The sequence below is a fragment of the Gordonia rhizosphera NBRC 16068 genome (genome assembly GCF_000298195.1).
GTDB classification, from domain to species: Bacteria; Actinomycetota; Actinomycetes; order Mycobacteriales; family Mycobacteriaceae; genus Gordonia; species Gordonia rhizosphera.
This window is the reverse complement of record NZ_BAHC01000040.1, coordinates 1-24228: the sequence shown is the minus strand read 5'-3', so window position 1 is coordinate 24228 and position 24228 is coordinate 1. Positions and strand designations below refer to the sequence as shown.

23 protein-coding genes are annotated in these 24228 nt (G+C 66.0%); 12 read left to right on the top strand and 11 right to left on the bottom strand.

Annotated elements, in window-relative coordinates:
* The first annotated feature begins 198 nt into the window (after nt 1-198).
* The 3 genes from GORHZ_RS03585 to GORHZ_RS03575 are packed head-to-tail and all read left to right on the top strand — an operon-like array spanning nt 199 to nt 5397.
* A complete protein-coding gene (locus GORHZ_RS03585) occupies nt 199-2472 on the top strand; it encodes a glycerol-3-phosphate 1-O-acyltransferase (protein WP_006330455.1) in 2274 nt (757 codons plus the stop codon).
* Nucleotides 2469-3950, top strand: coding sequence for an HAD-IB family hydrolase (locus GORHZ_RS03580; RefSeq protein WP_006330454.1), 1482 nt, complete (start codon nt 2469-2471; stop codon nt 3948-3950). The genes GORHZ_RS03585 and GORHZ_RS03580 overlap by 4 nt, the downstream gene beginning before the upstream one ends.
* Nucleotides 3943-5397 carry a wax ester/triacylglycerol synthase domain-containing protein gene (locus GORHZ_RS03575; protein ID WP_006330453.1) on the top strand — a complete coding sequence of 485 codons (1455 nt, stop codon included), beginning with the start codon at nt 3943-3945 and terminating at the stop codon, nt 5395-5397. The genes GORHZ_RS03580 and GORHZ_RS03575 overlap by 8 nt, the downstream gene beginning before the upstream one ends.
* A 108-nt stretch (nt 5398-5505) precedes the next feature.
* On the opposite strand, the gene GORHZ_RS03570 is transcribed toward GORHZ_RS03575, so the two are convergent.
* From GORHZ_RS03570 to GORHZ_RS03560, 3 genes are all read right to left on the bottom strand, one after another.
* Nucleotides 5506-6075, bottom strand: a complete 570-nt coding sequence (locus GORHZ_RS03570; RefSeq protein WP_157205049.1) for a hypothetical protein — start codon at nt 6073-6075, stop codon at nt 5506-5508.
* A 270-nt stretch (nt 6076-6345) separates the two neighbouring features.
* Nucleotides 6346-7149: an oxygen-binding di-iron domain-containing protein gene (locus GORHZ_RS03565; protein WP_006330450.1), complete on the bottom strand. Its 804-nt coding sequence runs from the start codon at nt 7147-7149 to the stop codon at nt 6346-6348.
* Between the two features lie 77 nt (nt 7150-7226).
* Entirely contained in the window at nt 7227-7733 is a 507-nt protein-coding gene (locus GORHZ_RS03560) for an SRPBCC family protein (protein WP_006330449.1), read from the bottom strand.
* Between the two features lie 102 nt (nt 7734-7835).
* On the opposite strand from GORHZ_RS03560, the gene GORHZ_RS03555 reads away from it, so the two are divergent.
* Nucleotides 7836-8525 carry a TetR/AcrR family transcriptional regulator gene (locus GORHZ_RS03555; RefSeq protein WP_157205048.1) on the top strand — a complete coding sequence of 230 codons (690 nt, stop codon included), beginning with the start codon at nt 7836-7838 and terminating at the stop codon, nt 8523-8525.
* A gap of 195 nt (nt 8526-8720) precedes the next feature.
* On the opposite strand, the gene GORHZ_RS03545 is transcribed toward GORHZ_RS03555, so the two are convergent.
* The gene (locus tag GORHZ_RS03545; RefSeq protein ID WP_157205047.1) at nt 8721-8990 is read right to left on the bottom strand and encodes a type II toxin-antitoxin system Phd/YefM family antitoxin; all 270 of its coding nucleotides are present in this window, start codon (nt 8988-8990) and stop codon (nt 8721-8723) included.
* 123 nt (nt 8991-9113) lie between these two features.
* Here GORHZ_RS03545 and GORHZ_RS03540 point away from each other — a divergent pair, with 123 nt between their 5' ends.
* The 4 genes from GORHZ_RS03540 (at nt 9114) to GORHZ_RS32170 (ending at nt 11940) form a co-directional block, all read left to right on the top strand.
* Nucleotides 9114-9947 carry a DUF5995 family protein gene (locus GORHZ_RS03540; RefSeq protein ID WP_006330446.1) on the top strand — a complete coding sequence of 278 codons (834 nt, stop codon included), beginning with the start codon at nt 9114-9116 and terminating at the stop codon, nt 9945-9947.
* Between the two features lie 70 nt (nt 9948-10017).
* Nucleotides 10018-10782, top strand: a complete 765-nt coding sequence (locus GORHZ_RS03535; protein ID WP_006330445.1) for an alpha/beta fold hydrolase — start codon at nt 10018-10020, stop codon at nt 10780-10782.
* 143 nt (nt 10783-10925) lie between these two features.
* A complete protein-coding gene (locus tag GORHZ_RS03530) occupies nt 10926-11633 on the top strand; it encodes a hypothetical protein (RefSeq protein ID WP_040530033.1) in 708 nt (235 codons plus the stop codon).
* Between the two features lie 124 nt (nt 11634-11757).
* The gene (locus tag GORHZ_RS32170) at nt 11758-11940 is read left to right on the top strand and encodes a FitA-like ribbon-helix-helix domain-containing protein (protein ID WP_373279553.1); all 183 of its coding nucleotides are present in this window, start codon (nt 11758-11760) and stop codon (nt 11938-11940) included.
* Here the strand turns inward: GORHZ_RS32170 and dnaB are convergent.
* Nucleotides 11885-15190 carry a replicative DNA helicase gene (gene dnaB, locus GORHZ_RS03525; RefSeq protein ID WP_505677132.1) on the bottom strand — a complete coding sequence of 1102 codons (3306 nt, stop codon included), beginning with the start codon at nt 15188-15190 and terminating at the stop codon, nt 11885-11887. The two genes, GORHZ_RS32170 and dnaB, sit on opposite strands and share 56 nt — an antisense overlap.
* A gap of 595 nt (nt 15191-15785) precedes the next feature.
* Between dnaB and GORHZ_RS03520 the strand changes: the two genes are divergently transcribed.
* Complete coding sequence (locus GORHZ_RS03520; RefSeq protein WP_006330442.1) at nt 15786-16442, top strand: hypothetical protein; 657 nt, start codon at nt 15786-15788, stop codon at nt 16440-16442.
* A gap of 26 nt (nt 16443-16468) precedes the next feature.
* On the opposite strand, the gene GORHZ_RS03515 is transcribed toward GORHZ_RS03520, so the two are convergent.
* Entirely contained in the window at nt 16469-16768 is a 300-nt protein-coding gene (locus tag GORHZ_RS03515) for a hypothetical protein (protein WP_006330441.1), read from the bottom strand.
* A 566-nt stretch (nt 16769-17334) separates the two neighbouring features.
* On the opposite strand from GORHZ_RS03515, the gene GORHZ_RS03510 reads away from it, so the two are divergent.
* Nucleotides 17335-17961, top strand: coding sequence for a universal stress protein (locus tag GORHZ_RS03510; RefSeq protein ID WP_006330440.1), 627 nt, complete (start codon nt 17335-17337; stop codon nt 17959-17961).
* A 19-nt stretch (nt 17962-17980) separates the two neighbouring features.
* Nucleotides 17981-20254: an MMPL family transporter gene (locus tag GORHZ_RS03505; RefSeq protein ID WP_006330438.1), complete on the top strand. Its 2274-nt coding sequence runs from the start codon at nt 17981-17983 to the stop codon at nt 20252-20254.
* 40 nt (nt 20255-20294) lie between these two features.
* On the opposite strand, the gene GORHZ_RS03500 is transcribed toward GORHZ_RS03505, so the two are convergent.
* From GORHZ_RS03500 to rpsF, 5 genes are all read right to left on the bottom strand, one after another.
* On the bottom strand, nt 20295-21545 hold the full coding sequence (locus GORHZ_RS03500; RefSeq protein WP_040530024.1) for a PGAP1-like alpha/beta domain-containing protein: 1251 nt from the start codon (nt 21543-21545) through the stop codon (nt 20295-20297).
* A gap of 145 nt (nt 21546-21690) precedes the next feature.
* Nucleotides 21691-22143 (bottom strand): 50S ribosomal protein L9, encoded by a 453-nt coding sequence (gene rplI / locus GORHZ_RS03495; RefSeq protein WP_006330436.1) that lies wholly within the window; start codon nt 22141-22143, stop codon nt 21691-21693.
* 17 nt (nt 22144-22160) lie between these two features.
* Nucleotides 22161-22415: a 30S ribosomal protein S18 gene (gene rpsR, locus GORHZ_RS03490; protein ID WP_006330435.1), complete on the bottom strand. Its 255-nt coding sequence runs from the start codon at nt 22413-22415 to the stop codon at nt 22161-22163.
* Between the two features lie 18 nt (nt 22416-22433).
* Complete coding sequence (locus GORHZ_RS03485; RefSeq protein ID WP_006330434.1) at nt 22434-22943, bottom strand: single-stranded DNA-binding protein; 510 nt, start codon at nt 22941-22943, stop codon at nt 22434-22436.
* A gap of 114 nt (nt 22944-23057) precedes the next feature.
* Nucleotides 23058-23339: a 30S ribosomal protein S6 gene (rpsF, locus tag GORHZ_RS03480; RefSeq protein WP_006330433.1), complete on the bottom strand. Its 282-nt coding sequence runs from the start codon at nt 23337-23339 to the stop codon at nt 23058-23060.
* 271 nt (nt 23340-23610) lie between these two features.
* On the opposite strand from rpsF, the gene GORHZ_RS03475 reads away from it, so the two are divergent.
* The coding region (locus GORHZ_RS03475) for a class I adenylate-forming enzyme family protein (RefSeq protein ID WP_006330432.1) at nt 23611-24228 on the top strand (618 nt) is incomplete at its 3' end.

The window sequence follows — 24228 nt, the reverse complement described above, 5'->3', positions numbered from 1 at the left end:
AACGCCACACGGGTCAGGCCTCGCATCACCGTCGGCCCAGCGAATCGGTGATACGTGTGACCGGTGATCACCCAAAACACGCCCTGCCCGCTATGAGCCGAGTCACAATGGGCATGCTGCGGTCGGCGTCGACATCCGCCGATGGTGTCCTGCGGCGGACGTCGGGGCAGCGGTGTAGGCCGATGAGACGTGAGGGTGATGCAGGTGACCGATGCTGTGGTTGTTCTGGCGGAGGCCCGCACGTCGTGCGAGATACAGGCGGTCACCGAATGGGCGTCGACCGCCTACCCGGATGCCCCGGTGCGGCGGCCAGACGAGGTCGACTTCGACAGACTGACTGCCGATACCCTCCTCGTGCCTGTCCGGCCGGTGTGGCTACCGGCAGTCCGTCAAGGCGAGCGGCGGGTCACGCTCGGTGACGTGCTGGTGCTGTCCAATCCACGGCGGCCCGTCGGACTCCTCCAGCCGCTGATCCGGGGGCGGCGGCCGGACAGCCTCCGTGTAGTCGAGGGCGTACCGGCAACCGTCGAGGAACTGCATGAGCGGTACACACGTGACCTCGCGGAGGGCGAACCGTTCGGGAAGTTCGTCGCCGTCCAGGCGTCGCTGTCCGCCGAGCGCGCCGAGCGGCAGATCATCGGCGACCGCTACAAGGTTCCTCAGCTGGTCGCCGAACAGATCAGCAGCTCGGCACGGTTCCGGGCTGGTGCGGCGAAGCTGGCGGCCGAACTGGGCAGGCCCGCCGACGCGGTGGTCGCCGAGGCCACCGACAAGTTGTCCGGCTTCGTGGCCACCCAGAGCCGCCTGATGGTCGACCTGTTCTCGGCCACGTTCGACAGGCTCCACGAACGCGCATGGAACGTGTCCGTCGATCTCGACACCCTCAACACCCTGCGGACACTGAACAAGTCGACCGGTCTCGTGTTCCTACCGTCGCATCGGTCCTACGCCGATTCGGTCGTGCTGGCGAAGGTTCTGCGCAGCAACGACTTCCCGCCCAATCTCGTGCTCGGCGGCGAGAACCTCTCGTTCTGGCCGGTGGGTCCGGTCGCGCGGCGTGCCGGCATGATCTTCATCCGACGCAAGTTCGGGGCGGACCCGGTCTACAAGTTCGCCATGCGGTCCTATCTCGCGTACATCGTCGAGAAACGGTTCAATCTGGAGTGGTACATCGAAGGCGGACGCAGCCGGACGGGTAAGCTCCGCAAACCGATGTTGGGCTTGCTCACCTACGTCGTCGATGGCGTGACCCAACTCGAGACGGGCGATGTGACCATCGTGCCCACCTCGATCGTCTACGACCAACTCCAGGAGGTCGGCGCGATAGCCGCCGAGGACGCCGGCGGCACCAAGAAGCCCGAGAGTGTCGGCTGGCTCCTCCGGTATGCCAGGGCACAGCGCAGCTATCTGGGTGAGGCGCGGGTCCGCTTCGGCACGCCGTTCTCACTGCGGTCGGCACTCGACGACGCCGGTGTGGGTCGCGCGCGACTGGAGAAGGTCGCGTTCCGGGTGATGGACGAGATCAACTCCGCCACACCGATCTCGGCGACGTCGCTGGCCGGTTTCGCGCTCCTGGGCGCGCAGGACCGCGCCTACACCCTGCCCGAGATCGAGGCCATTCTCGCGCCGCTGCTGGACTACATCGCACGACGTGACCTACCCGGTCCCGACCCGGCGCGCTGCCGCGGGCTCGGCCTGACCCAGACCCTACGAGTGCTGGCCGGCAACGGCGTGGTCAGCTGCTTCGACGGCGGATCCGAACCGGTCTGGTCGATCGTGCCGGAGAATCGCGCGATCGCCGCCTACTACCGCAACGGTGCGCTGCATCATTTCGTGAACCGGGCCATCGTCGAGGTCAACATGCTGGCGGTCGCCGAGGGTGAGGTCGAAGCCACCGGTGATTACGCCACCGACGAGGGCCTGCTGGCAGCGTCGCAGCGCGAGGCGATGAGGATGAGAGACCTGCTTAAATTCGAGTTCTTCTTCCCACCGAAGGACGAGTACCTGCATCGACTCGCTGCCGAGCTCGATCTGATCGCGCCGGCGTGGCGAGGAGTGATCCCCACCCAGGAGTGGACGTATGAAATACTCCACGCTCGCACGGGCGGTCTGCTGGCGCGCCGCACCCTGCAGCCGTTCTTCGATGCGCAACTCGTCGTCGCCACTCGGCTCGTGCAGCTCGGCGCCACGTCACGCGACAAGGGCGAACTGATCGCCGACTGCCTGGGACTCGGCCGTCAGCTGTCCCTGCAAGGTGTTGTGCGGAGCAAGGATTCAGTGTCCAAGGATCTCTACGACGGCGGCTATCAGCTCGCCGACAATCGTGGCCTCATCCATGGCGAGGACGTCGCGGACCTGGTTGCCGCGCGCCAGGCCTGGCTCGACGAGGTGGAGCTCATGCGTGGGCGACTCGCGCGCATCGCCGCGATCGAGGAGATCCAGCCGGCGACGTGGTCACAGGAGGTCCGATGAGCGCGTTCACCGACCGGATGCGCGCGATTCGTTCCGCGCCGACAGGCAAGAAGGTTGCCGCCCTCTTCGACTACGACGGCACCCTCATCGAGGGATTCTCGGCATCGGCGATCATCCGGGCGCGAGTACGCAGCATGGATTTCGGGCTCGGCGAGCTCGCGGACTTCCTGCTCATCGGGCTGCGCGGCGTCGTGACCGAACAGGACTACGCGTCGGTGCTCGAAGCCACCAAACCGACGTTCGCGGGCAAGACCTATGCCGAACTGATCGAGTTCGGTGAGTATCTCTTCAAACACGAGACCGCGGCGAAGCTGCGACCGCAGATGTGGCAGATCCTGCGCGCACACCGGGAGATGGGCCACACGATCGTCATCGCGTCGTCGGCCACCCGGTTCCAGATCGAGCCCATCGCCCGCGAGATCGAGGCCGATCATGCACTGGCCACCGATGTCGAAGTCGTCGACGGGGTGGTCACCGGCAACATTCTCGGGCGTCCACTGTGGGGGCCGGGCAAGGCAGCGGCCGTGCGGGCCCTGGCGCGCGAGCACGAGATCGATCTGGGCGCGTCGTTCGCCTACAGCGATGGCAACGAGGACATCCCCTACCTGGAGTCCGTCGGGCATCCGGCCGCCGTCTCGCCGCGCCGCGTCCTGCGCGCGGAAGCCGAGGCTCGTGGGTGGCCGATCATCGACCTGAAAAACCCCACCTACAACAGGGTGGGCATGCTGGCCCGTACCAGCGCCTTCTATGGATCGTTCATCGCTTCTGCCGCAATCGGTGTCACCGCCGGACTGGTGCGCCGCAATCCGGACGTGCTGATGGAGACGCTACCGACGGGCAACGCCGTAGGACTGTCGCTGGCCGGGGTGCACGTGCGGGTGCTCAGCGGCGGTGAGTACCTCGCCTCGGGTCGGCCGTGTGTTGTCGTGTTCAACCACCAGTCCAAGCTCGACATGCCCGTGATGTTCCATCTCGTCGGATCGGATGCGACCGGGGTGGCCAAGAAGGAGGCACAGCGGGTGCCCGTGCTGGGACAGATCCTCGATCAGGCCGGCATGGTGTTCATCGACCGCTCCGACGCGAGCCGGGCGATCGAACAGTTGGCGCCGGCGGTCAAAGCGCTCCGCGAGGACGGGAAGTCGTTGGTGGTCGCCCCGGAGGGCACACGGTCGGCGACACCACGGATCGGACCATTCAAGAAGGGTCCGTTCCACATCGCCGCACAAGCCGGGGTTCCCGTGGTGCCGGTGGTACTGCGCAACGTGGGTGAATTGATGTGGCGCGGTTCGCAGTTGATCAGGCCGGGCACCGTCGAGGTGGTGATCCTGCCGCCCGTCGACACCACCGGATGGCGGGCCGAGGAGATGGGCATCCATGCCGAGGAGGTGCGGCAGATGTTTGTGACCACGCTCGCCGATTGGCCGCTCGAGGCGTTCACCGAGGATTCGGCATCGCGGGAGGAGTCAGCAGATGAGTGACGGAGCCGAGTCGGGCATCGATGTCGACCGCCCGCTGGACTGGGCGAACGAGCCACATATGAGCGCGGTGGACACCATCATGTGGCGCGGCGACACCGATCGCCGCATGCGTGGCACCATCTGCATGTTGGAGATCTACGACTGCGATCCGGACTGGGATCGGCTGGTCGCCGCCCACGAGTGGGCGAGCCGGATGGCTCCGCGTTTCCGCCAGCGCGTGATCGACTCGCCGTTCGGCACCGGAACCCCCAGCTGGGCAGTCGATCCCGACTTCGACCTGCACTACCACATGCGGCGTATCCGGCTCGGCGGGGACGGCAGCATGCGTGAGCTGCTCTCCACCTGTGAGCAGCTCGCGATGACCGCGCTCGACGCGGCCAGACCTCCGTGGGAGGGGACTCTGATCGAGGGGCTGCCCGATGGGAAGGCCGCGTACTTCATGAAAGCCCATCACGCACTCACGGACGGATTGGGCGCGATCATGGGACTGGCCCAACTACATTCGCCGACCCGCGAACACAATCCGAGCAAACCGCAGCCGCCGAGCCCTGCCCCGGTCAACATCAGCACTCTCGACCTGTTGCGCCGGCAGCTCGGTGAGGAGATCGGACGGATCCCGCACCGCGTCGACACCACGATCTGGGGGATTCGTGCCCTCGCACATCCCCGCAAGGCGTTGAGTATCGCTCTGCGGTACGGACGTTCGGTACCCCGGGTGGCCGGGATGGTGAGTCCACCCGGCTCCCCACTGCTCGCCAACCGCAGCCTCTCGTGGCGATTCAGTGCATTCGAGGTGCCGTTCACCGATCTGAAGGCGGCCGCGAAGGCCACGAAAGCATCGATCAACGACGTCTATCTCGCCGGGCTCATCGGCGGCTTCCGCCTCTACCACGAGAAGATGGGTGCTCCGGTGGACGCGATTCCGGTCGCGATCCCGATCTCGGTGCGTCGGCCCGAGGACCCGGCAGGCGGGAACCGGATCGCGGTGGGTCGCCTCGCCGGCCCGGTCGGCATCGCGGATCCCTTCGAACGCGTGCTCACCATCCGCGAACAGGTGCGCGTCGCCCGGCACGAACCCGCGGTCGACATCTTCAACACCCTCAGTTCGGTGCTGGCCTGGCTACCCGGATCGGTGCTGATGCAGTTCAGCGGAACGACCAGCCAGAACGACCTCCAGGCCAGCAACGTGCCCGGAATCCCCTGGGACACCTATGTTGCCGGCGCGAAGGTGGAACGCATGTTCCCGTTCGGGCCGCTGCCCGGCTGCGCCATGATGGCGACGATGATCACCCACAACGGCATCGGGTGCATCGGACTGAACTCCGACGGCGCCGCGATCACCGACCTCGAGTTGTTCGCCGACTGCCTCGTCGCGGGGTTCGGTGAGGTGCTCGCCCTGGCCGCGGACGACGACGCGCCGCCGGGCGTGCTCCGTCGGGTGGTATGACTCGCTCGTCCCCCGGGTATCGCTCGTCCGCCGGGTATCGCTTTCATCGTCCGCGTGCAGACGGGGGACGAGTCGAGTGGAGGCGGACGAACTTGTTCGTTCGTGGCGTCAGGACGATAGGACCAGCTCTCGGCTGAGGAAGCCGGTCACGAGCGCGACGTCGTCGGAACTGACGGAGCCGTTGCCCCGGATCTTGCGAATGAAATAGCAGGGACTGACAACCTGTACCGCCGCGAAGCGAGGGTTCGATGTCGATCTGTGCACGCTGACCGTGAACACGCCCGACTCACCAGAGGCGCCCTGCAGCGTGACGCCGGGTACCGCCGCGAGAGCGTGCTCGAGAGCTGAGAACGGTACGTACCCGGCTGATTCGAATCGAACCACCGCGGCATACTTCGCTCCGTTGTCCTTGCCATCGCTGTAGATCTGCAGGTGCGCAGCCTGACACCCGCTCCATCGCTCGGAGGGTGGTGTGACTTTCTGGGGCCGGAAGCCCAGCGCAAGTATGGGGTCGACCATCGATTTGATGATCGTGGAGCCCGCCGTCGTCACTCTGTAGGCTTGGTCGCTTGTCAATGGTCTGTCGTTGTTGACGATCCCCTCACCGTTCGGCAGTGGTGAGTCGACGCTCGAGAACGTGCAACAACCGCCGGGGAGGCCCATGACGATCAATCCCACGATGGCGACGGACAGAACCGCGATGACGATGGACAGAACTCGGCGTGCACGGCTGGGGTGCTCAGATCGCGCTGCCATTCGCACGCTCCTCCCGGCTCGCCCAAGTGACGCGACGCCGAACCACCTGCGGTATCGGTACTTGACAGTGTGCACATCGTCGCTCGCGTGTGCGACCTGAATCAGAAGTCTGCTGGCCCTACTCGCCTCGGCAGCCGACGCGCACACCCGAGCCGAACCGGCCGCAGCACTCGGGTGGCGCGCCAACTGTGGCTATCCGACGTTGCCTGACACATTCTGGGCGAACAGTTGCTCGAGCGCGGCTTGGTCTGGTGCGCTGAAGGGTTGCGCCCCGGGGACGGCCTGCAGCGAGGTGATCAGATGTCGGAGCATGTGGCCGGGGGCCGGGGGCAGGTGGCTGCTGAACACGGTCGCCGCATCGATCCGGCGGAAGTCGTCGAGTCTGCGGGCAAGAACGTCCGACTCGATGGTGTGGAGCCACGGCGAATCGATCGTCGCCCAGGTCACCTGGCCGTCACGCAGATCCGACATCGCGAGATCGGTTGCGCTTTCGGGTGGAGGTCCTTGCAGCAGTGCGCCAAAGCAGTCAGACGTGAACAATCCGCCGGTCTTGCTGTCGAGGAAGCCGGTGGTGGCAGGGTTGTCGAATGCCGGCGGCTTGATCGCGTGCAGCGTGCGATCGCCCACCTCGAGGTGCTGGCCCGGGTTGAGCAGGTACACACGGTCCATGGGTAGCGGATCAAACAGTCCCATGATGCCCACGGTCAGGAAGGTCGTGATGACGCGGATCCGCGGATTCTCGCTGAGCAGGGGCGACAGAGCACCGATGTGATCGAAGTCGGGGTGGGTCAACCAGATCCACCGCAGATCACCCGGGTCGATGACGGTGCGCAGGGTGGTCATGAACTCGTCACGGTCGACCATGGCGCCGGCGTCGACGAGGATGGGCTCGGCTCCGTGCAGAACGAACGCGTTGATCGGCACAAAGCCGAGACCGGGGATAGCTGTGTGCGAGGAGATGACGTCAATGCCGGGGGCGGCCTGATAAGTGAGCATGAGGGAACTCCGATGGTGTCGGGTGGGATGGTGTGTGCGACTGGCAAAGATACAGTTGGAGAACGGAACTCGGTGATTCAGCGTGGATCGGGTTCGACGGTGGCGGTCTCGGCGTGCGCCTTCAACTGCGCCAGGGTGTGGCGCATTCCCTCGTTGAGCTCGCGGTGACGGTTGGTCGGGACGTCGACGATGCGGGCCCACGTCGGAATCCAGCGCACGTCATACGACTCGGTGACGCGAGTTCCGGTGCCGGCCGGCTCGAATGTATACCGCCATACCGTGGATTCCCGGCCGCCTTCATCGGTGATGAACGCGAACTCGCGGCCCGGGTCGGCCGTCAGCACGCGGCCGTGTCGCGACCACCGCATCTTGTTGAACGGGCCGCCACGGTTGTGGCCCATGAACTCTGCACCCTCGGCGGGCTGAGTGGTGCCGTTGAGCCATTCGACGCGCTCGCATTCCGGGCTCCATTCACCCATCCGGGGCAGGTCGGAGACGAGATTGTAGAGATCGTCCGCGGTCGCTTCGATCGCCGCGCTCTGGCTGTCGGTGGTCAGCCAGAATCGGCCCTTGTTGATCGGCATGGCATCTCCTTGAGGTTGTGGGGTAGATCATATCAATGCGTAAGCAAAAGCTACGCCCTATAGCCAAAGCTGTCAACAGAAGCGTGTGGTAGTCTTCGTTGCATGAGCACTACCTCAGTTGACGTCGGGTCACCGCGTCCGGATCGCCGGGCGTTGCGACGCCAGCAGACGATCGCGGAAATCCTCGACATCGCTCAACAGGTGATGACCGAGGAGGGGGTCAACGGGCTGAGCATCTCGGAGGTTGCCCGTCGCCTCGGCGTGCAGCCACCGTCGCTCTACAAGTACTTCGACTCGCTGATGGCGCTCTACGACGCACTCTTCAATCGCGGACAAATCGCCCATCTGGCTGCATTGCAGGCCGCCAACGAGCAGGCCGAACCCGGGCTTGACGCGTTACACGCGATGCTCGACGCGAGTGGGCGCTGGTCGGTGGAGAACAACCCGATCGCGCAACTGATGTTCTACCGCCCCGTACCCAACTTCGCGCCCAGCGACGAGGCGATGGAACACAGCTTCGCGATGGCCAAATTGGAGCGCGGCGCGCTCGCCGACGCCGTCGCACGGGGTCAACTCGGACCCGGCGCCGATTCCGACGAGGCGTTGCGTGTCGTGTCCATCCTCATGAGCGGTGCGCTCGGTCAGACGATTGCGAATGAGCCGAACGTACCTTGGGGAACAGGCAACTACTCGAGCCTGCTGCCGCGCCTCATCGAGTTGCTCCGGGCGGTCTATCCTCCGGACACGGAAGCGGGATCGCGCACAAAGGCGGCGAGTGCGGGGCCTACCTGACCGGCCCGGGTCGCTAGGTCCGACTCAGGTCTATTACCTTCAATGCATCACCGAGGCCGGCAAAGTCTGTGGCTTTGTATGTGGCGAGAGCCGCGGAATGCTGGATCGCCGTCGCCGCGATCATCAAATCGGAGAGCGCCGAGCCGGCCGGCAACCCTCCTCTCATGAGGACAGTGGTGTCAAGGTGAATCAGCATCACCCAATGTCACCCGAATCATCCCGACCCAGCTCTATCTCGTCCAATCTCGACTGGATCTGTTTCTCGTCGAGGCTGTTCTCGGACAACACAGCCGCCAGATCGACCACCTTGGCCGTGGGAGCGGACCTGAGCCGACTCTTCCTGGTGAGCACTACACCGGTGTCTCGCCCCTGTCTGGTCAGATCAAACTCGGCCCCGTCCTGCTCCACCATCCTGACCAGCTCCGATCCGCGATGGCTCAGTTCTGCTATCCCGATAGTAGACATGCGAGACGTGTAGCAGATCATCCCCCTGGTTCGTCCCCCGGGTATCGCCATCCTCTCCGCGTGCACGCGGGGAAGGAAGTGAAAGCAGGCGGACGAAGCAGTGAGTGCGGGTACGATCCGGCTGTGCGCAGCACTTTCGTCGGCGGCGTAATCCTGTGCGCGACTGTCGCCCTCCTCGTGGCGGCCGCGCCTGCGTCCGGTGCGCCGTCGGCCCGGGCGTCCGCCGCCTGCGGCACTCCGCTCAACACCACCGAGGTGTCCGAGATCGTCAGCCTGTCCCACCTCGACACCCTGCCGAGCGGCCCGACCCTGGCACGACTGGCAGCCACCGCTGCCCGCCTTAATGGGATCACCGACATCCTTGTCCACCACCGGGATCGGCGTGCACTCTTCGCACTCGGCCTCGATGCCCTCGAACAACAAGCGGTGCTGCCACTGCAGCGAAGAGAGTCGGCGTTCGACGATCCCGACTACGCCCACCGACTCAGCATCGAGGTGATGAGCCAGTTCCTGGTGAACCTGCACGGGGAATTCGTTGGCGGCCACGTCGAACCGCGCTGGGCGCGCCACTTCGCGCTGGCCCACGACTGCAGCTTCTCGCTCGGCCGCGTGGCACTGGCCGGTTACAACGCCCACTACACGGTGGACATGCCCCGCGCGGTCGCCGCGATCGGTTCCCGGCCAGGCAACGCGCGCGACTATTTCACGGTCCTCGACACGATCGGGCGCAACACGAACGTCATCGTCGAGCGAACGAAGGCGGTCTTCGGCGGCGCTGTCGGCCCAGTCCTCGATGCCTTGTCATTCAACGGGTTCACCACTGCCGGCTTCGCCGCTTTCAACGCGGTCAACTTCGCAAACGTTCTGGCGCTGCAGAATCCGAGCCTGCGTGGAGCGACCGAAGCAGCAATGGGCGCGCAGTGGAAGTCCGTCGACATCGCCGTGCAGGCCCTGTAGGGCCTGCCTGCGCACCTTCTCGGCGCGGAAAGTGCCGATCGCCATCTGAGGTCGGTGTCACACTTCTGGCGTGACACCGGAGAGATCGCCCCTGGTCCTGTTGCATGGTGTGGTCGGCTCGGGCCGGATCTGGCAGGACGTTGTACCGCAGTTGTCCGAACATCACGATGTCCACACGCCAACACTTCTCGGGCACCACGGCGGTCCTCCGATCCGGCGCCGTCCGATGCGCGTCAGCGACGTGGTGGACGCAGCGGAACGCTACCTCGATGACAATGATTTGGCGCGGCCGCATCTCGCCGGGTACTCGCTGGGCGGATGGGTGGCCATCGAGTTGGCACGGCGCGGGCGCGCCGCAAGCGTCTGCGTCTTCTCCCCCGCAGGCTTCTGGTGGAATCGCGATGCCCATGAACGGACCGCCAGAGAGATACGCAGGTCGCGGACGCTGGCGCGTGTTTCCCGCCCGACAGCGCCGCTCGGAGTCAGGTCGGCAACAGTCCGCCGCCTCGGTTTGCGCGCCATCGCTTGTCACGGCGATCGCCTCACCGCCGCAAGGGTCCTGGAAATGATCGACGACTCCATCGACTGCCCGTTCATGGATGACTACGCACCCGTCGAGCGGGCCGAGCCGATGGACCCGTTGCCGTGCCCGATAACTCTGGCCTGGGCCGAGTGCGACCGGCTCGTTCCAGCCGCTACCTACGGCCGGACGGCACGCGAACGCCTGCCCGGCGCTACGTGGGTACTTCTGGCCGGCGTCGGACACATTGCGATGATCGACGACCCGGACATGGTGGTCCGGACCATCAGGGCCGGGACCTGCGGTGCAGCCTGACCTCTGCGAGCCATTTGTTTCCAGGGGTCACATCGGTCGTCTGCTGCAGTTTGGCCTTCCGCTTCGCCAGGCGCCCAATCGAGCGCGACGCGCCGCAGTCGGCTGCGCGCGATTTGCCCGATCGTTGCAGCAGAATGGCGGACATGGACAAAGCGGAGCTTCTCGAACAGGTGCGAGTGCGCTGGCAGCGCGGTGACCCACCGAAGGCGATCGCACGCGCGCTGGGCGTGCGCCCGTCGGTGGTGGCGCCGCTGGTCAAACGAATCGCTGCCGACGCCCAAGCCTCCCAGGGATTGGGAAAGGTGCTCGGGTGCTGGGTCAATTGCGGCTGGAGCATTGGTCTTGGACTCGAGAAGCATCCGGAGTGGGCGGAACTGGATGCGTACGCGGGCGAGGTCGAAGGCTTCGCTCAGGTGTTGGTGGCTCGAGAGTCGCGGCGTGGTCGGGCAACCGTGCGGGGCTATTTGGCCGACGTGCACTGCTTGGGGGTGAAGAACGCCCGTGACCCCGAAACCATGGACGCTGGTCACATCCCCGGCGCCGTCCGCACGTTCTACTCGGCGTTCGACCGTCCTCCGGTGGAGATTCCGATCGAACTCGGCCGCGAACTCATTCTGGGGGCGGTGCACTATGCGCGGGAACTCGGCTTCGAGCCTGCCGGCGCGTTCGATGGTGATGCCGCCGCGTTCCTGGGTGACTGGGATGGGCCGGGGCAGATCGAATTCGGTCGGGACGGTCAGCCGTCCTACCTCAGCGGGCCCTACGACAATCCGGACGCTGTGATGCGGACTCTCATGCGGTCCGCGGGCGCGGGGAACTTCCAGTTCTCGGTGGCCGTAGGACCGACCTGATCGTTACGAACACCCCACGTTTGGGAACACACTCATGCCGTCGAGCGGCCGCGCACGTCGGGACGGTAGCCACCGAGAAGGTGGTTGCCGCCCTCCACACCGTTGACATCGCTTCTGTGATCTCATCGAGGTCATAGAGCAGATCCTGAACCGTGGCCTCCCGCCGGGGACCAAGGCTGCCCTGCGAGCACGTGCCGAGCAGCATCACCGGTCGGTCGAGGCAACTACTGCCGCGACGACGACTACTACGACTACCCGCGCGCCATGTCCACGAACTTACTCAAATGCAGTTGGTGCGCAACGGTAATCGTCGCAGTGGGACCGTTACGGTGCTTACCGACGATGATGTCCGCCTCACCCGCGCGCGGGTCGTCACGCTCGAAGGCGTCGGGGCGGTGGAGCAGGATGACCATGTCGGCGTCCTGTTCCAGGCTGTTGTGGAGCGCAACGCCGTTGGCGATGAAGTTGTGGGTGCCTGGGACGGTCCCGTCGAAGACGTCCTGCTCGCCGATCGAGTCGATCGCCTCGATCTCGTCCCAGTAGACGTCGTTACTGACCAGCAGATCGATGTCGACAGTGTCAAGGACATCGCCGACCTGCGCGAGGACTGATCGAACACCTGCCCTTCTGGCCCTGGATTCGCTTGCGGCAGGGAGGGATGCGGGGATCAGGGCGGGGGCGTTCAGAAGGGAGTGGAGCGATTCGGAAGCGTGGGCGTGGCTCCGGCCGGGGGCCTTGGTAAGTGTTGCCGGCACTGCCGCGCCGATCGCGGTGGCGAGATGTGAGATCTGGTCGTGGCCGCGGATGGCGACTGTGATCGACCGTTGCGTTTGGTGGTCTCGATACGCCTCGGGCTCGCTTCGCTCGCTCGTGGCTACTCGACCAGCAGATGGGTCGCTCGTGGCTACTCGACCAGCAGATGGGTCGCTCGTGGCTACTCGACGAGCGGAGGGGTGCGCGGCCACCCGATCGGCGGCACTGATCGTGGACGCGAAGACGCCCAGCCGCGATAGGAGGTAGACGAGTTCCTGTGCCGCATCCCCATCCGGCACAGGAATCGACCACTCGTCGTCGGACTGCTCAGCCCGCCCGACGATGATCTCTCGGACGATCCGAGTTGCGGCCGGGGTATCCACCCCTCGGACATCGACCCGATCGCCGCAGCCGGAAAGCCACTGCATTGCGTCGGCAACCGCCGCGTCGTCGAAAGGCTCGATCACACTCGGCTCTGGCACCAGACGTGGTGCGGCCACCCGCTCACCGATCATCATCTCCGCCAACGGAATCCAACCATCGACGGTCAAGAACGGATGGTTGCCCGTCGCCTCGACGACACGCCCCGACGCCATCCGAACCCGGAAGACCTCTTTGCGGCCACTCGGGAAGACCTTGACCATGCGGCGCTTGACCATCCGCATGCGCTCGTCGAGCGACCAGACCAGCGACTGTTCCCCGGTTCCCATCAACTCGCCGAGAGTCACCTCGGAGCCGTTGTCGGCACGCAAGATACGCGCGGAGGCGGGCAGACATCCCGATTCACGCAGGTCCGACACCTGGGGTTTCTTGTCGGTTCGTTGTTCCGGCCCACGGTTCAGCTGGCTGATCGCGACGACGGGAACCTCGAGTTCCTTTGCGAGAAGCTTCAATTGGCGGGAGAACTCCGAGACCTCCTGCTGGCGGGATTCGACCTTCTTGCCCGAGGTCATCAGCTGCATATAGTCGACGACGACGAGTCGCAGGTTGTGGCGTTGTTTGAGACGGCGGGCCTTGGCGCGGATCTCCATCATCGTGAGGTTCGGTGAGTCGTCGATGAAGAGCGGCGCCTCGGAGATCTCGCCCATACGACGGGCCAGACGCGTCCAGTCGTCGTCGGTCATCGATCCGCCGCGCATGTCGCCGAGCTTGACCTTCGCCTCCGCCGACAGCAGGCGCATGACGATCTCGGTCTTGCTCATCTCCAGGGAAAACATCGCCCCGGTCAGCCCGTGGTGGATCGAGCACGACCGCAGGAAGTCCATGGCGAGCGTCGAGTTGTGCGTGGGCACCATCGCCTCGCCGGCGAGGTACATCTGCTCGTCGTTGTCGACCTGCACGCAGCGGACCGGCACGGTCTCGACCGCGCGCACATCGACCAGCCGGCGCACCCCGGCGCGGCGGCGCAGTTCCTTGTGCCGAATCGCCTTGTGGTGCAGCGTGAACACGTCGTCGTCGGCGTCGACCCGCAGCCACCCGGTGGCCGAGCGCTTGTAGTTGTACCCGAGTCCGGCCACCAGGTCGGCGACGACGGCAGTCATGTGCCGGGTCGCGGCCGGGACGGTGATCCAGCCGTCGTCGTCGACCGACGCCCGTGCGTCGAGCAGACCGGCGAGCAGGGCACGGCGTTGCGCGATCGACCCACGCAGGTACTCGAACGGGATGCGCCCGCCGAGATCGGCCATCAGCGTCATCACGTCGACCGGGCCCTCGGCGTCGATCCGCATCCCGATCTCCGGGTCGTCGAACGCCATCCCGGCCAGCGCGGCCACGGTGTACGGGCCGTACGCAAGCGGCTTACGCGGGAGATCGAGCGGCTTGGTGTTGCGGACCACCGCGCAGCCGATGTGGGCGAGCATGGCCTCGGTGGTGACGGTCTGACGCTTGCCGTCGATGTCGGCCACCCACTGGTGTTCGGCGTCCGCGGTGAGCACCGTGCCGTCGTTGAATTCGACCTCGTAGCAGGGCCGTTCGGTCATCACCTCGGTGGCCGCGAGGACCCGCGTGGGCCGCCCCTGAGCGTCGAGCAGCAGGTCGCCGACGGCGACGGTGCCCATGGTGGTCCAGCCCGTGGGCGTGGGCAGCGGAGTGTCGAGGGCCAGGGCCTTGCCCACACCGGGGCGGGCGGCGACGATGATCATCTGCCCGGGGTGCAGCCCGTTGGTGAGCTTGTCGAGGTCGACGAAACCGGTGGGGACGCCCAGGGACAGGCCGCCGCGCGACGCGATCGAGTCGATCTCGTCCATCGTCGGCTGCAGCAACTCCTCCAGCGGCACATAGTCCTCGGCGGTGCGACGCTCGGTGACCTCGTAGACCTCGGCCTGCGCCCGGTCCACCACCTCGGCCACGTCCTGACCGTCGGCGCCGGCGTAGCCGAACTGCACGATACGGGTACCGGCCTCCACGAGGCGGCGCAGGATCGCCTTCTCGGCGACGATCTCCGCGTAGTAGCCGGCGTTGGCCGCGGTCGGCACCGTGGAGATCAGGGTGTGCAAGTAGGGCGCACCACCGACGCGGCGCAGTTCGCCGGCGCGTTCGAGTTCGGCGGCAACGGTCACCGCATCCGCGGGCTCACCCTTGCCGTAGAGCTCCAGGATCGCCTCGTAGACCGCCTGGTGGGCGGGTCGGTAGAAATCACCCGACCGCAGTTTCTCCACCACATCGGCGATCGCGTCCTTGGACAGCAGCATGCCGCCCAGGACGGACTGCTCTGCAGCCATGTCCTGCGGCGGTTGCCGCCCGAAATCCTCATCTGGGATCTCGCTGTCGCCCCGTCCACCGCGTCGGCCTCCGACGGGCTCCAACTGGCCCGGCTCATGCCCGCGGTCATCGACAACTGCCACGCGTGTCAAACCTCTCGCAGTACCTGCACCACTCACACCTCGAGTGGGTCCGACTCAGTGGCGCCCGCGGCATCCGCCGCCGACGTCTGTCGTGCTTTCCGTGATACTCACGGCGACCGACAACATCCGCTCATCGGCCACACGGCGCATTCACAGAGGCACTGTCGGAGCACACTAGAGTTCGTTCACATCCCGTTCAAACCGGACTGTGAACAACGCTGTCAACAAACTGTGCACCGTTTGTGGAGGGCCGTGGACGGAATGTGCAGCCCCTGTGGAAAAGGTGGGGAGACAGGGTGTCAAAACTCTAATATTCGCAGGTCAGAGCGTTGTGGAAATTCCACAGATGAATAGTGAAAATTCGTCGGCGTGTCACGCGGGATGCCCGATTCGGCGTGTTGCGCCTCATCGTTCAACCATGAGGGGCCAACGAGTCGGTAAATGTTCGGTATGACCTGGGTAACAACCAGGTAGCGGACCCGTCGTCGGTCACAGTCGGCCGCCGGGGCGGAAATCTCGCGGGTTCGTGGGCTCGACATCCGGCGGCTGTGGTCCAATGGTCGTCGTGGGGAGGAACCGATCGCGGCAGTGCCGCGCGCGTTGGCGCGACATCCTGGTGGCCGTGTCCATCGCTGTGACGGCGGCGCTGGGTGCGCCGGCGGTCATCACGTCCGCGGCACCGGCACCGGCACCGGCACCGACCACGCCGACTGCGTTCGACCTGTCGCGCTATCAGCCGGTCGGGGCCGGGCAGTTCCGTCCGGTCGACTACGCCGACAACGGGCGGGCCTTCCTGCGGATCGGAGGGTGGTTGTGCCAGATCGGTCCCGGCTACCGTTACGTCGGTTGTCAGGGGCATCCCCCGACCGCGCCGCCGCGCGTGCGCGGTGCAGCGATCTCCGGTGATCAGCAGGGCCCGTGGTGGGTGCCCGACACGTCGGACTACCGCTTCGGCGCGCCGTCGGGATTCGCACCGCCGACCCTGCCGGTCGGCAGCCGCGTCACCATCGCCGGTGTCACCTGCACGGCACCCGGCCCCGGTGTCGCCGCGTGCCGCACCGGTTCGCGGGCGCTGATCTTCACGCGCGCCTGGCACAAGTTCTACTTCCCAGCCGGCGACACCGCGCACAGCGCGAACCCGGCACCCCGCTATCTGCCGCCGAGCCTGCGCGGTAGCGCGCAACTCCCGGCGCAGCCGCAACTGCCGACCTGACGCGTCCTGACGGTTCGGCGCACCGCTCAGATCACGGATTTGAGCGACGACGCGAACTCGGCGATCCAGGGGCGTGTCCGGCGGCCGCCGACGGTCGCGATTGTGTCGACTCCGCCGGCGGTCGCGATCGAACCGGCTCGGTCGTCGTCGGTATCCGGTTGGGCGTCGACGACTTTCAGACCGGCGCGAGCGTCGCGCCGATACTCCCGATCACGCTCGCGTAGGGCGCGATCGGCCTCACGGTCCGAGGCGTCGCGGGCGGGCTGACCGAGGAATCCATACCCCAGCGTCAGCACGCCGACGATCAAGATGAAGGTGATGAACATGACGATGTCTCCTGTGTGAACATGGCTGCGATGTGAACATGGCTGCGATGCCTCCACGAGTCCTGCGGACACTCTCACCTCCTCGGGGTCGGATCCACCACGCCGTCGTGGTCGAACTCGTATCTCTGACGCTACGACCGACCACCGACAGATAAATGCGTAGTGGACTACCTCAATTCGCCGGGAGGTCATGCCGTGGCCGGGGGCGGTACGCAACGCGGGGACGTCGCGAACTCTGCCGAGAGGAGATCGATGAGTGTGGCAGCGGCGATCTCGTTGCCCTCCAAGGAGATACGGTTATCAGCGAAATGGACACAGCGTGAAGATCCATTTCACATCATGTGATGCGACTGCTGTTAGCGCGTTTGAATGACCCCCGAAAAAAGGTTTTGATCACCTGAAGAACTCATGAATATCCTGGATGCACCTACGGAGCGTTACACGGCTCGACGTCGAATCACGACAGTGGCCAGTGCACCGGGTCGTCCCCGGCAAACTCAGGTCCGCAGGGTACATCCACACCGAGGTCCGCATTTCCACACGCGCCGTAGCGAGGGGTTCTCGCCATGTCTGCACGCCCACAACCGACCAGCATTCCGGTCCAGCCATCGCCGGTGACCCCACAGCCGACCTCAGTCGAGGCGCGTTCGGCCATCGTGATCGGCGTCAGCGGCTCGCCCACATCCCTGGCAGCAGTCGAATACGCAGCCCGCACGTTCGGCGACCGTAAGACGCTCTACCTCGTCCTCGCCCTCATGCCGCAACAGCGGGCCGTCACCCCACGCACCGCAGGTTCGTGGGGTGACGCGCTGAAGGCCGATGCCTATCTTGTGGAGGATCGCTCGGTGTTCCACGAGATCCAGCGCCGCGCACGAGAAACCGCGTTCGGCGCGGGCGCTATTGCAGTGAATGATGTTGCACTGGAAGGCTTCCCGTATCCAGTGCTGATGCGGACGATCCGCGAGACCGACGCCCCGACTCTCATCTTGGGCTGCCGCGGCAGGCCGTCGCGGCTGGTCCGGCGGTGCGTCAGGGCCTCGGGTTGCGAAACCGTCCTCGTCGGCGCAGATGCCGCCCCGATGGCCGGGCTCACCACTGGACCCAGACACCTACGCCTGCCGAAGGCGTGGCGGCTCCGACCTGTCACAGAACCCACCGCCCCGGTCGCCACCGATCTGGGGTCACCGGCGTAACCGGCCCGAAGGACGCCCCATGCTCACACGGATCACCAACATCGTTGTCACGACACCGAGAGTCGTGATCGGTTGCGCAGCAGTACTCTTCGTCCTCGCCGCCGCCTACGGCAGCTCGGTGATGACCGCGCTGCCCGCCGGCGGGTACGACAACCCGCACAGCGAGGCCGCCCTTGCCGAACACCTCCTGCACGACAAGTTCGGCGCCAGCGGGATGCCGCTTGTCTTCACCATCACCTCGACCCGGGAGCTCGACTCACCGGCCGTCACCGCCCGCGCAGAGTCGGTCGCACGCGACCTCGAGTCCGACAGCCGGACGTCGAACGTCCTGTCCTACTGGACGACACCACGTGAACTCCGTGCCGGTCTGGTCACCCGGGACGGTCGGACCGGGCTGATCGCCGCGATGATCGACGGCGACGACACGTCGGCACCCGAGGCTGCCCGGGAGATCGCCGACCGGTGGCAGGGCACACGCGACGGCATCACGGTCAGCGCCGGCGGACAAGCCCTCGCACAAGACCAGATCAATCGCCAGTCCAAGATCGACCTCCTCATCATGGAAGCGATCGCCATCCCGACGACCTTCGTCGTGCTCATCTGGGTGTTCGGCAGCCTCGTGGCCGCCGCGCTGCCGGTGGTCGCCGCACTGTTCTCGATCGTCGGCGCGGCCGCGGTACTCCGCGCCATCTACGAGATCACCCCGGTATCGGTGTTCGCGATGAATCTCGCGACGGCGCTGTCGCTGGCGTTGGCCATCGACTACACCCTGTTCATCGTCAGCCGCTACCGCGAGGAACGCGGCCGGCATCGGTCACGGTCGGCGGCGCTGCGGACGACGATGGCGACGGCCGGATGCACCGTCATCTTCAGTGCACTGACGCTGTTGCTGACGATCTCCACGATGACGCTGATGCCCGGCTACTTCATGAAGTCACTCGGCTACGCCGGCCTGGCGGCCGTGGTCCTGTCACTGGTCGCGGGTCTGGTCATCGCACCGGCACTCATCGCCGTGCTCGGCGACCGCCTCGACACGCTCGATCTCCGCAAGCCGATCTATCGACTGCTGCATCGCGACGATCCCCGCACGGCGCCGCCCGAACAGACCCGTTGGTATCGGCTGGCGATGTTCTCGATGCGCAGGCCCCTCATCGTGGCCACGCTGCTCACCGCGTTCTTCCTGCTGCTCGCCCTGCCGGTGGTGCACCTGAACCTGAACTATCCCGACGATCGGACGCTACCGACATCCGCATCCTCGCGCCAGGTCGGCGACGTCCTGCGCGCCGATGTCGCACAGCCCACCCAGAACTCGGTCATCGTCGTGCTGCCCCACGGTGCCGCGCCGACCGCGGTGGCCCACTACGGCCAAGACCTGTCCCGGGTGTCCGGCGTGACCTCGGTCGCCACACCGGACGGCATGTACCGTTCCGGCACGCAGATCAGTACGGCGGCATTCGGAGCCGAACGTCGCGGCGACGCCGCGTATCTCACCGTGTCGACCACCAGTGACCCGTTCTCCGGCGCGGGGAGGGCGCAGCTCGACGAGCTCAAGTCGGTACCCGCCTCGGTCGATCCCGTGTGGGGTGGACTGGCCCAGCGCAACATCGACAATGTCCGCGGTGTCACCGACCGCATCCCGCTGGTGCTCGTCTTCGTCGTGCTGTCCACGACGATCCTGATGTTCATGATGACCGGGAGCGTGATCCTGCCGCTGAAGGCGCTGATCCTCAACGGGTTGTCGCTCGCCGCCGCCCTGGGTGTCCTGACGTGGATCTTCCAGCAGGGGCACCTCGGCGGGCTCGGCACCACGAGCAGCGGTGCGCTCATCATCATGGTGCTGCCGCTGATGATGACCGTCGGATTCGGCATCGCCATGGACTACGAGGTGTTCGTGCTCTCGCGGATCCGCGAGTACTGGGTCACCTCCGATCGCAGCCCCGCCGCCAACACCCGATCGGTGGCCCTCGGATTGGCTCACACCGGCCGCATCGTCACCGCCGCCGCGCTGCTCATGGCGGTCGTCTACCTGGCACTGACGGTCGCGCAGGTCTCCTCGAATCGCATGCTCGGTGCGGGCCTGTGCCTCGGCGTCCTGCTCGACGCCTTCCTCATCCGCACGCTGCTCGTGCCGGCCATCATGCAGCTGTGCGGCCGATGGAACTGGTGGGCGCCCGCGCCGTTGGCCCGCTGGTACGAAAGTCGCGGTCTGCGTGAGGAACTCGAGCCAGCGACAACCCAGTCCGATCTGCCTGTTGCCCCGGATACGCTCGCCAGTGGTGTGTCTCGGAAATAGGTGTCCGGTATCTGGTGAGCGATCGGCGATCTGGCCGACCTCAAACCGAGCGCCCAGGTGGCAATGCCTGCCGGGGCCTCAGATTCGCGAGCAGCCATTGATAGATCTCGTCGTTGTTGAGCAATGTGAGGTGGTGGGCGCCACCGAGGTCGAGACCGTCGGAAAACCGTAGTCCGAGGCGGCTGCGCGTGGGCGCGCCCCGCCCGCTCGAGGTGAGGACGACCCCGTCGCCGACCAGCCGACCGATCGGATGGTTGGGGTTGCGGGTGATCGTCGCGGTAACGAAGAGGTGACGGGCGGTTGCGAGGAGGGGGACATCGGCACCGGGCGGTCGCTGCCAGGCATCGGGATCTTGGTCGGACCAGTCGGCCGGGGTGAGATTGCCGTGGAAGAGGTCGCGCACCCCGGCACTGCGTCGGCGCAGTAATGTGCTGATCGGCCTGGTCACCGAGGACGATTGGAGCACAGTCGACAGCGCGTGGACGCCGCGTTCGAGCGGCGCACCGAAATGGGGTGTGCCGAGGCACACCGTCTCGGTCACCAGTCCTGTCCAATAATCGCCGCGCTCAGCGGCGGTGTGGCAGGCGCTGCGGATGACGAGCCCGCCCATGGAATGGCCGATCAAAGTCATGCGGGTGACCGGTGTCGGCCACAGCAACACGAGATCGGTCAACAGGTTCGCCAAATCGCGCCCGTTCTCGCTGATATGCCGGCCGGTGTTGTAGCGGATCTGCACCTCGGTGGCGCCGATGTCGGTCGACAGCCGACGACCGTACGTCGGTCGGCCACCGATCGCCCACGCCAACTCGGACTCCATCAGCCCGTGCAGGAAGACGACGAGATGCCCGCTCGCATCGTGGCGGGCGCGTGCGATCGCGCCGGTATCGATCGAGATCGGTTCACCGGCGACCCGCATCGACATGTCGGCCGCGAGCGGTGATCGCGTCTCCGCGAGTTCATCGCCGATGAGTCCGTTCAGAACTCCGAGGAGGACGGCACCGCGAGCGGTCTGCGAGAGCTTGCGGTCCGACGTCGGTAGCGAACCGGCGACCGATTGAGCGGCATCCAGGAGCGCGTCCACCGACTGGTACGTACCCTCGCTCACAGCGTCGTGCACCATGCGCGGCGAGTCGACCGTCCGGCCGAGTATCGGCCCCAGGACCCCGAAGACGCCCACCGCGACGGAGCGGTGCATGGCGCTCACACCGTGCAGCGCATCTCGCAACTCTGTCAGCGCGAGATGCGTCAGCGCACCGAGCTCGTCGGTTCTGGCGTCGGGCGTTGTTGTCATGCGATTGAGTGTACGGATGTACACCGAGAATGTCCGGCGACAACGCCAGGCGCCGATCGCACGCCGGAGACACACCACACCACTACACGGCAGAGGGCCGGGCGGACCATGTCCGCCCGGCCCTCATGACCGGATTGGTCGGCTGTCAGCCGGCGACGACGGCCAGCTCGACGGTGGCCGACACGTCGGGGTGCAGGTTCACCACGACCGGGTAGCTACCGGTGGCCTTGATGTGCCCCTTCGGCAGCTCGACGTTGCGCTTGTCGACGGCCGGGCCGCCGGCCGAGCGGATCGCACCGGCGACGTCGGCGGCCGTGACCGAACCGAACAGCTTGCCCGAGTCGTGGGTCTTCACGCCGAGCGAGACACCGGTGAGCGCCTCGAGAGCCTGCTTGAGCTCGTTGGCGTGTTCGAGGCCGCGGACCTCGCGGGCGGCCTGGACGCGACGGATGTCGTCGACCTGCTTCTGCGCGCCGCGAGTGGCCTTGATGGCGAACCCACGCGGCAGCAGGTAGTTACGGCCGTAGCCGTCCTTGACCTCGACGGTGTCGCCGGCCTCACCGAGGTTCTCCACGGCGGCGGTCAGGATGAGTTTCATGTCAGATCCCTTCCCGCTCAGCGTCCGGTCGAGGTGAAGGGCAGCAGGGCCACCTCACGCGAGTTCTTCACGGCCACGGCGACGTCGCGCTGATGCTGGACGCAGTTGCCGGTCACGCGACGCGAACGGATCTTGCCGCGGTCGGACAGGAAGCGACGCAGCAGCGCGGTGTCCTTGTAGTCGATGACGGCCTTCTTGTCCTTGCAGAAGTTGCACGCCTTGGTCTTGGTGACCTTTTCGACGCGAACCTTCCGGCCTTTTTGCTTTGCCATTGGTACTCCAGTTGTTCGTTAGAAAGGTGGTTCGTCGTCGGCCCCGCCGAATGATCCCGATCCCGATCCCGATGCGGGTGCACTGCCCCACGGATCGTCGGCGACCTGCGCGGCTGCGGCGCGGTTTCCGCCACCGCCGGAGAATCCACCACTGCTGCCGCCGCGCCCGGCCTTGTTGACCTTGGCGGTGGCATATCGCAGCGAGGGGCCGATCTCGTCGACCTCGAGTTCCACCACGGTCCGCTTCTCGCCCTCGCGGGTCTCGTAAGACCGCTGCTTGAGGCGACCGGACACGATCACCCGGGTTCCCTTGGTCAGGCTCTCGGTCACGTTCTCCGCCGCGTCGCGCCAGATGTTGCAGCGCAAGAACAGCGCTTCGCCGTCCTTCCACTCGTTGGTCTGACGATCGAAGGTGCGCGGTGTGGAGGCCACCGTGAAGTTGGCCACCGCGGCTCCCGACGGCGTGAACCGGAGTTCCGGGTCCGCGGTCAGGTTGCCGATGACGGTGATGACCGTGTCGCCTGCCATGTGTCTCCCCTTGGGTCGTGGTTGGGCACTCGCTGATCGATGTGCACCGGACGTTGGGCTCCAGCCTAGGGTCCGGTACCGACTTGTTTGCGTTCGATCAGGAAGGTCTGTGGATTACTTCCGCAGAACCTTGGTGCGCAGCACCGACTCGTTGAGCTTCAGCTGACGATCGAGCTCGGTGACCGTGTTGGGTTCGGCGTTGAGATCGATGACGGCATAGATGCCCTCGTTGTGCTTGGCGATCTCGTAGGCGAGACGTCGCTTGCCCCAGATGTCGACAGCATCCACCTTGCCGCCGTCATTACGGACAACGTTGAGGAAGGTATCCAGTGAAGGGGCAACGGTGCGCTCGTCCAGATTCGGATCGAGGATGACCATCAATTCGTAGTGACGCATAAGACCACATCACCTCCTATGGGCTAGGTCGGCCACGGACTGTCCGTGGCAGGAGGGTCGCCTGCGTCGGCAACCTGTCCAAGATACAGGACGGACCCCTGACCAGCGAAATCGCCCTCGCGCGCACCACTGTGCCCAGCGGATGGGCGCACGCTTTGTGCGATTTCGACAACAGCCGTCACAGACTTCGTCCCGCCGGGACGTGGTTTGGGTCACAGTCACCCCATAGCGTCGTGCATCACACACATTCCGTACACGTGAAGGTGACTTGATGACAGCTTTCGACTATCTGCCGTGGCGGCTGGCCGACCGATTCGGGACGGCCCCGGCCGTGTCCGACGACCGGATGACGCTGAGCCACAACGAGTTCGACGAGCGCACCGCCGCCGTCGCCGGCCAGCTGCTCAGCGCCGGGATCGGCGCGGGTGATGTCGTCGCGGTGATGTTGCCCAACCGCGCCGAACTGGTCGTCGTGATCGGCGCGGCCTGGCGTGTCGGTGCCGCGGCCACCCCGATCAACCCGGCGTTCACACCCGAGGAGGCGGCCCGTCAGATCGGCGATTCGGGAGCACGGATCGTCGTGACCGTCGACGGCGACTCACCCCACCCCGACGCGATCGGGCTCGGCGTCGACGATCTCGCCACCGCGCCGTCGTCCCCGGTGCCGCCACGCGAACCGTCGGGCACCGACCTCGCGTTGGTGATCTACACCAGCGGATCGACGGGACGACCCAAGGGCGCGATGCTCACCCACGCCAACGTGGACGCGATGACGTCGATGATGGTCCACCATTTCGGGCTCACAGCGGCCGACCACTGCATGCTCATCCTCCCGCTGTTCCACGTGAACGCGCTGATGGTGTCCACGTTCGCGCCCCTGCGCGCCGGC

What these genes read in the sequence shown, in the direction of transcription:
- rpsR (WP_006330435.1), bottom strand. Translation starts at nt 22,415, where the DNA reads ATGGCAAAGCAAAAAGGCCGGAAGGTTCGCGTCGAAAAGGTCACCAAG.
- rplI (WP_006330436.1), bottom strand. Translation starts at nt 22,143, where the DNA reads ATGAAACTCATCCTGACCGCCGCCGTGGAGAACCTCGGTGAGGCCGGC.
- GORHZ_RS03500 (WP_040530024.1), bottom strand. Translation starts at nt 21,545, where the DNA reads ATGACAACAACGCCCGACGCCAGAACCGACGAGCTCGGTGCGCTGACG.
- GORHZ_RS03520 (WP_006330442.1), top strand. Translation starts at nt 15,786, where the DNA reads ATGGTCGTCGTGGGGAGGAACCGATCGCGGCAGTGCCGCGCGCGTTGG.
- GORHZ_RS03505 (WP_006330438.1), top strand. Translation starts at nt 17,981, where the DNA reads ATGCTCACACGGATCACCAACATCGTTGTCACGACACCGAGAGTCGTG.
- GORHZ_RS03565 (WP_006330450.1), bottom strand. Translation starts at nt 7,149, where the DNA reads ATGCTCACTTATCAGGCCGCCCCCGGCATTGACGTCATCTCCTCGCAC.
- GORHZ_RS03580 (WP_006330454.1), top strand. Translation starts at nt 2,469, where the DNA reads ATGAGCGCGTTCACCGACCGGATGCGCGCGATTCGTTCCGCGCCGACA.
- GORHZ_RS03515 (WP_006330441.1), bottom strand. Translation starts at nt 16,768, where the DNA reads ATGTTCATCACCTTCATCTTGATCGTCGGCGTGCTGACGCTGGGGTAT.
- GORHZ_RS03560 (WP_006330449.1), bottom strand. Translation starts at nt 7,733, where the DNA reads ATGCCGATCAACAAGGGCCGATTCTGGCTGACCACCGACAGCCAGAGC.
- GORHZ_RS03485 (WP_006330434.1), bottom strand. Translation starts at nt 22,943, where the DNA reads ATGGCAGGCGACACGGTCATCACCGTCATCGGCAACCTGACCGCGGAC.
- rpsF (WP_006330433.1), bottom strand. Translation starts at nt 23,339, where the DNA reads ATGCGTCACTACGAATTGATGGTCATCCTCGATCCGAATCTGGACGAG.
- GORHZ_RS03555 (WP_157205048.1), top strand. Translation starts at nt 7,836, where the DNA reads ATGAGCACTACCTCAGTTGACGTCGGGTCACCGCGTCCGGATCGCCGG.
- GORHZ_RS03545 (WP_157205047.1), bottom strand. Translation starts at nt 8,990, where the DNA reads ATGTCTACTATCGGGATAGCAGAACTGAGCCATCGCGGATCGGAGCTG.
- GORHZ_RS03530 (WP_040530033.1), top strand. Translation starts at nt 10,926, where the DNA reads ATGGACAAAGCGGAGCTTCTCGAACAGGTGCGAGTGCGCTGGCAGCGC.
- GORHZ_RS03585 (WP_006330455.1), top strand. Translation starts at nt 199, where the DNA reads ATGCAGGTGACCGATGCTGTGGTTGTTCTGGCGGAGGCCCGCACGTCG.
- GORHZ_RS03575 (WP_006330453.1), top strand. Translation starts at nt 3,943, where the DNA reads ATGAGTGACGGAGCCGAGTCGGGCATCGATGTCGACCGCCCGCTGGAC.
- GORHZ_RS03510 (WP_006330440.1), top strand. Translation starts at nt 17,335, where the DNA reads ATGTCTGCACGCCCACAACCGACCAGCATTCCGGTCCAGCCATCGCCG.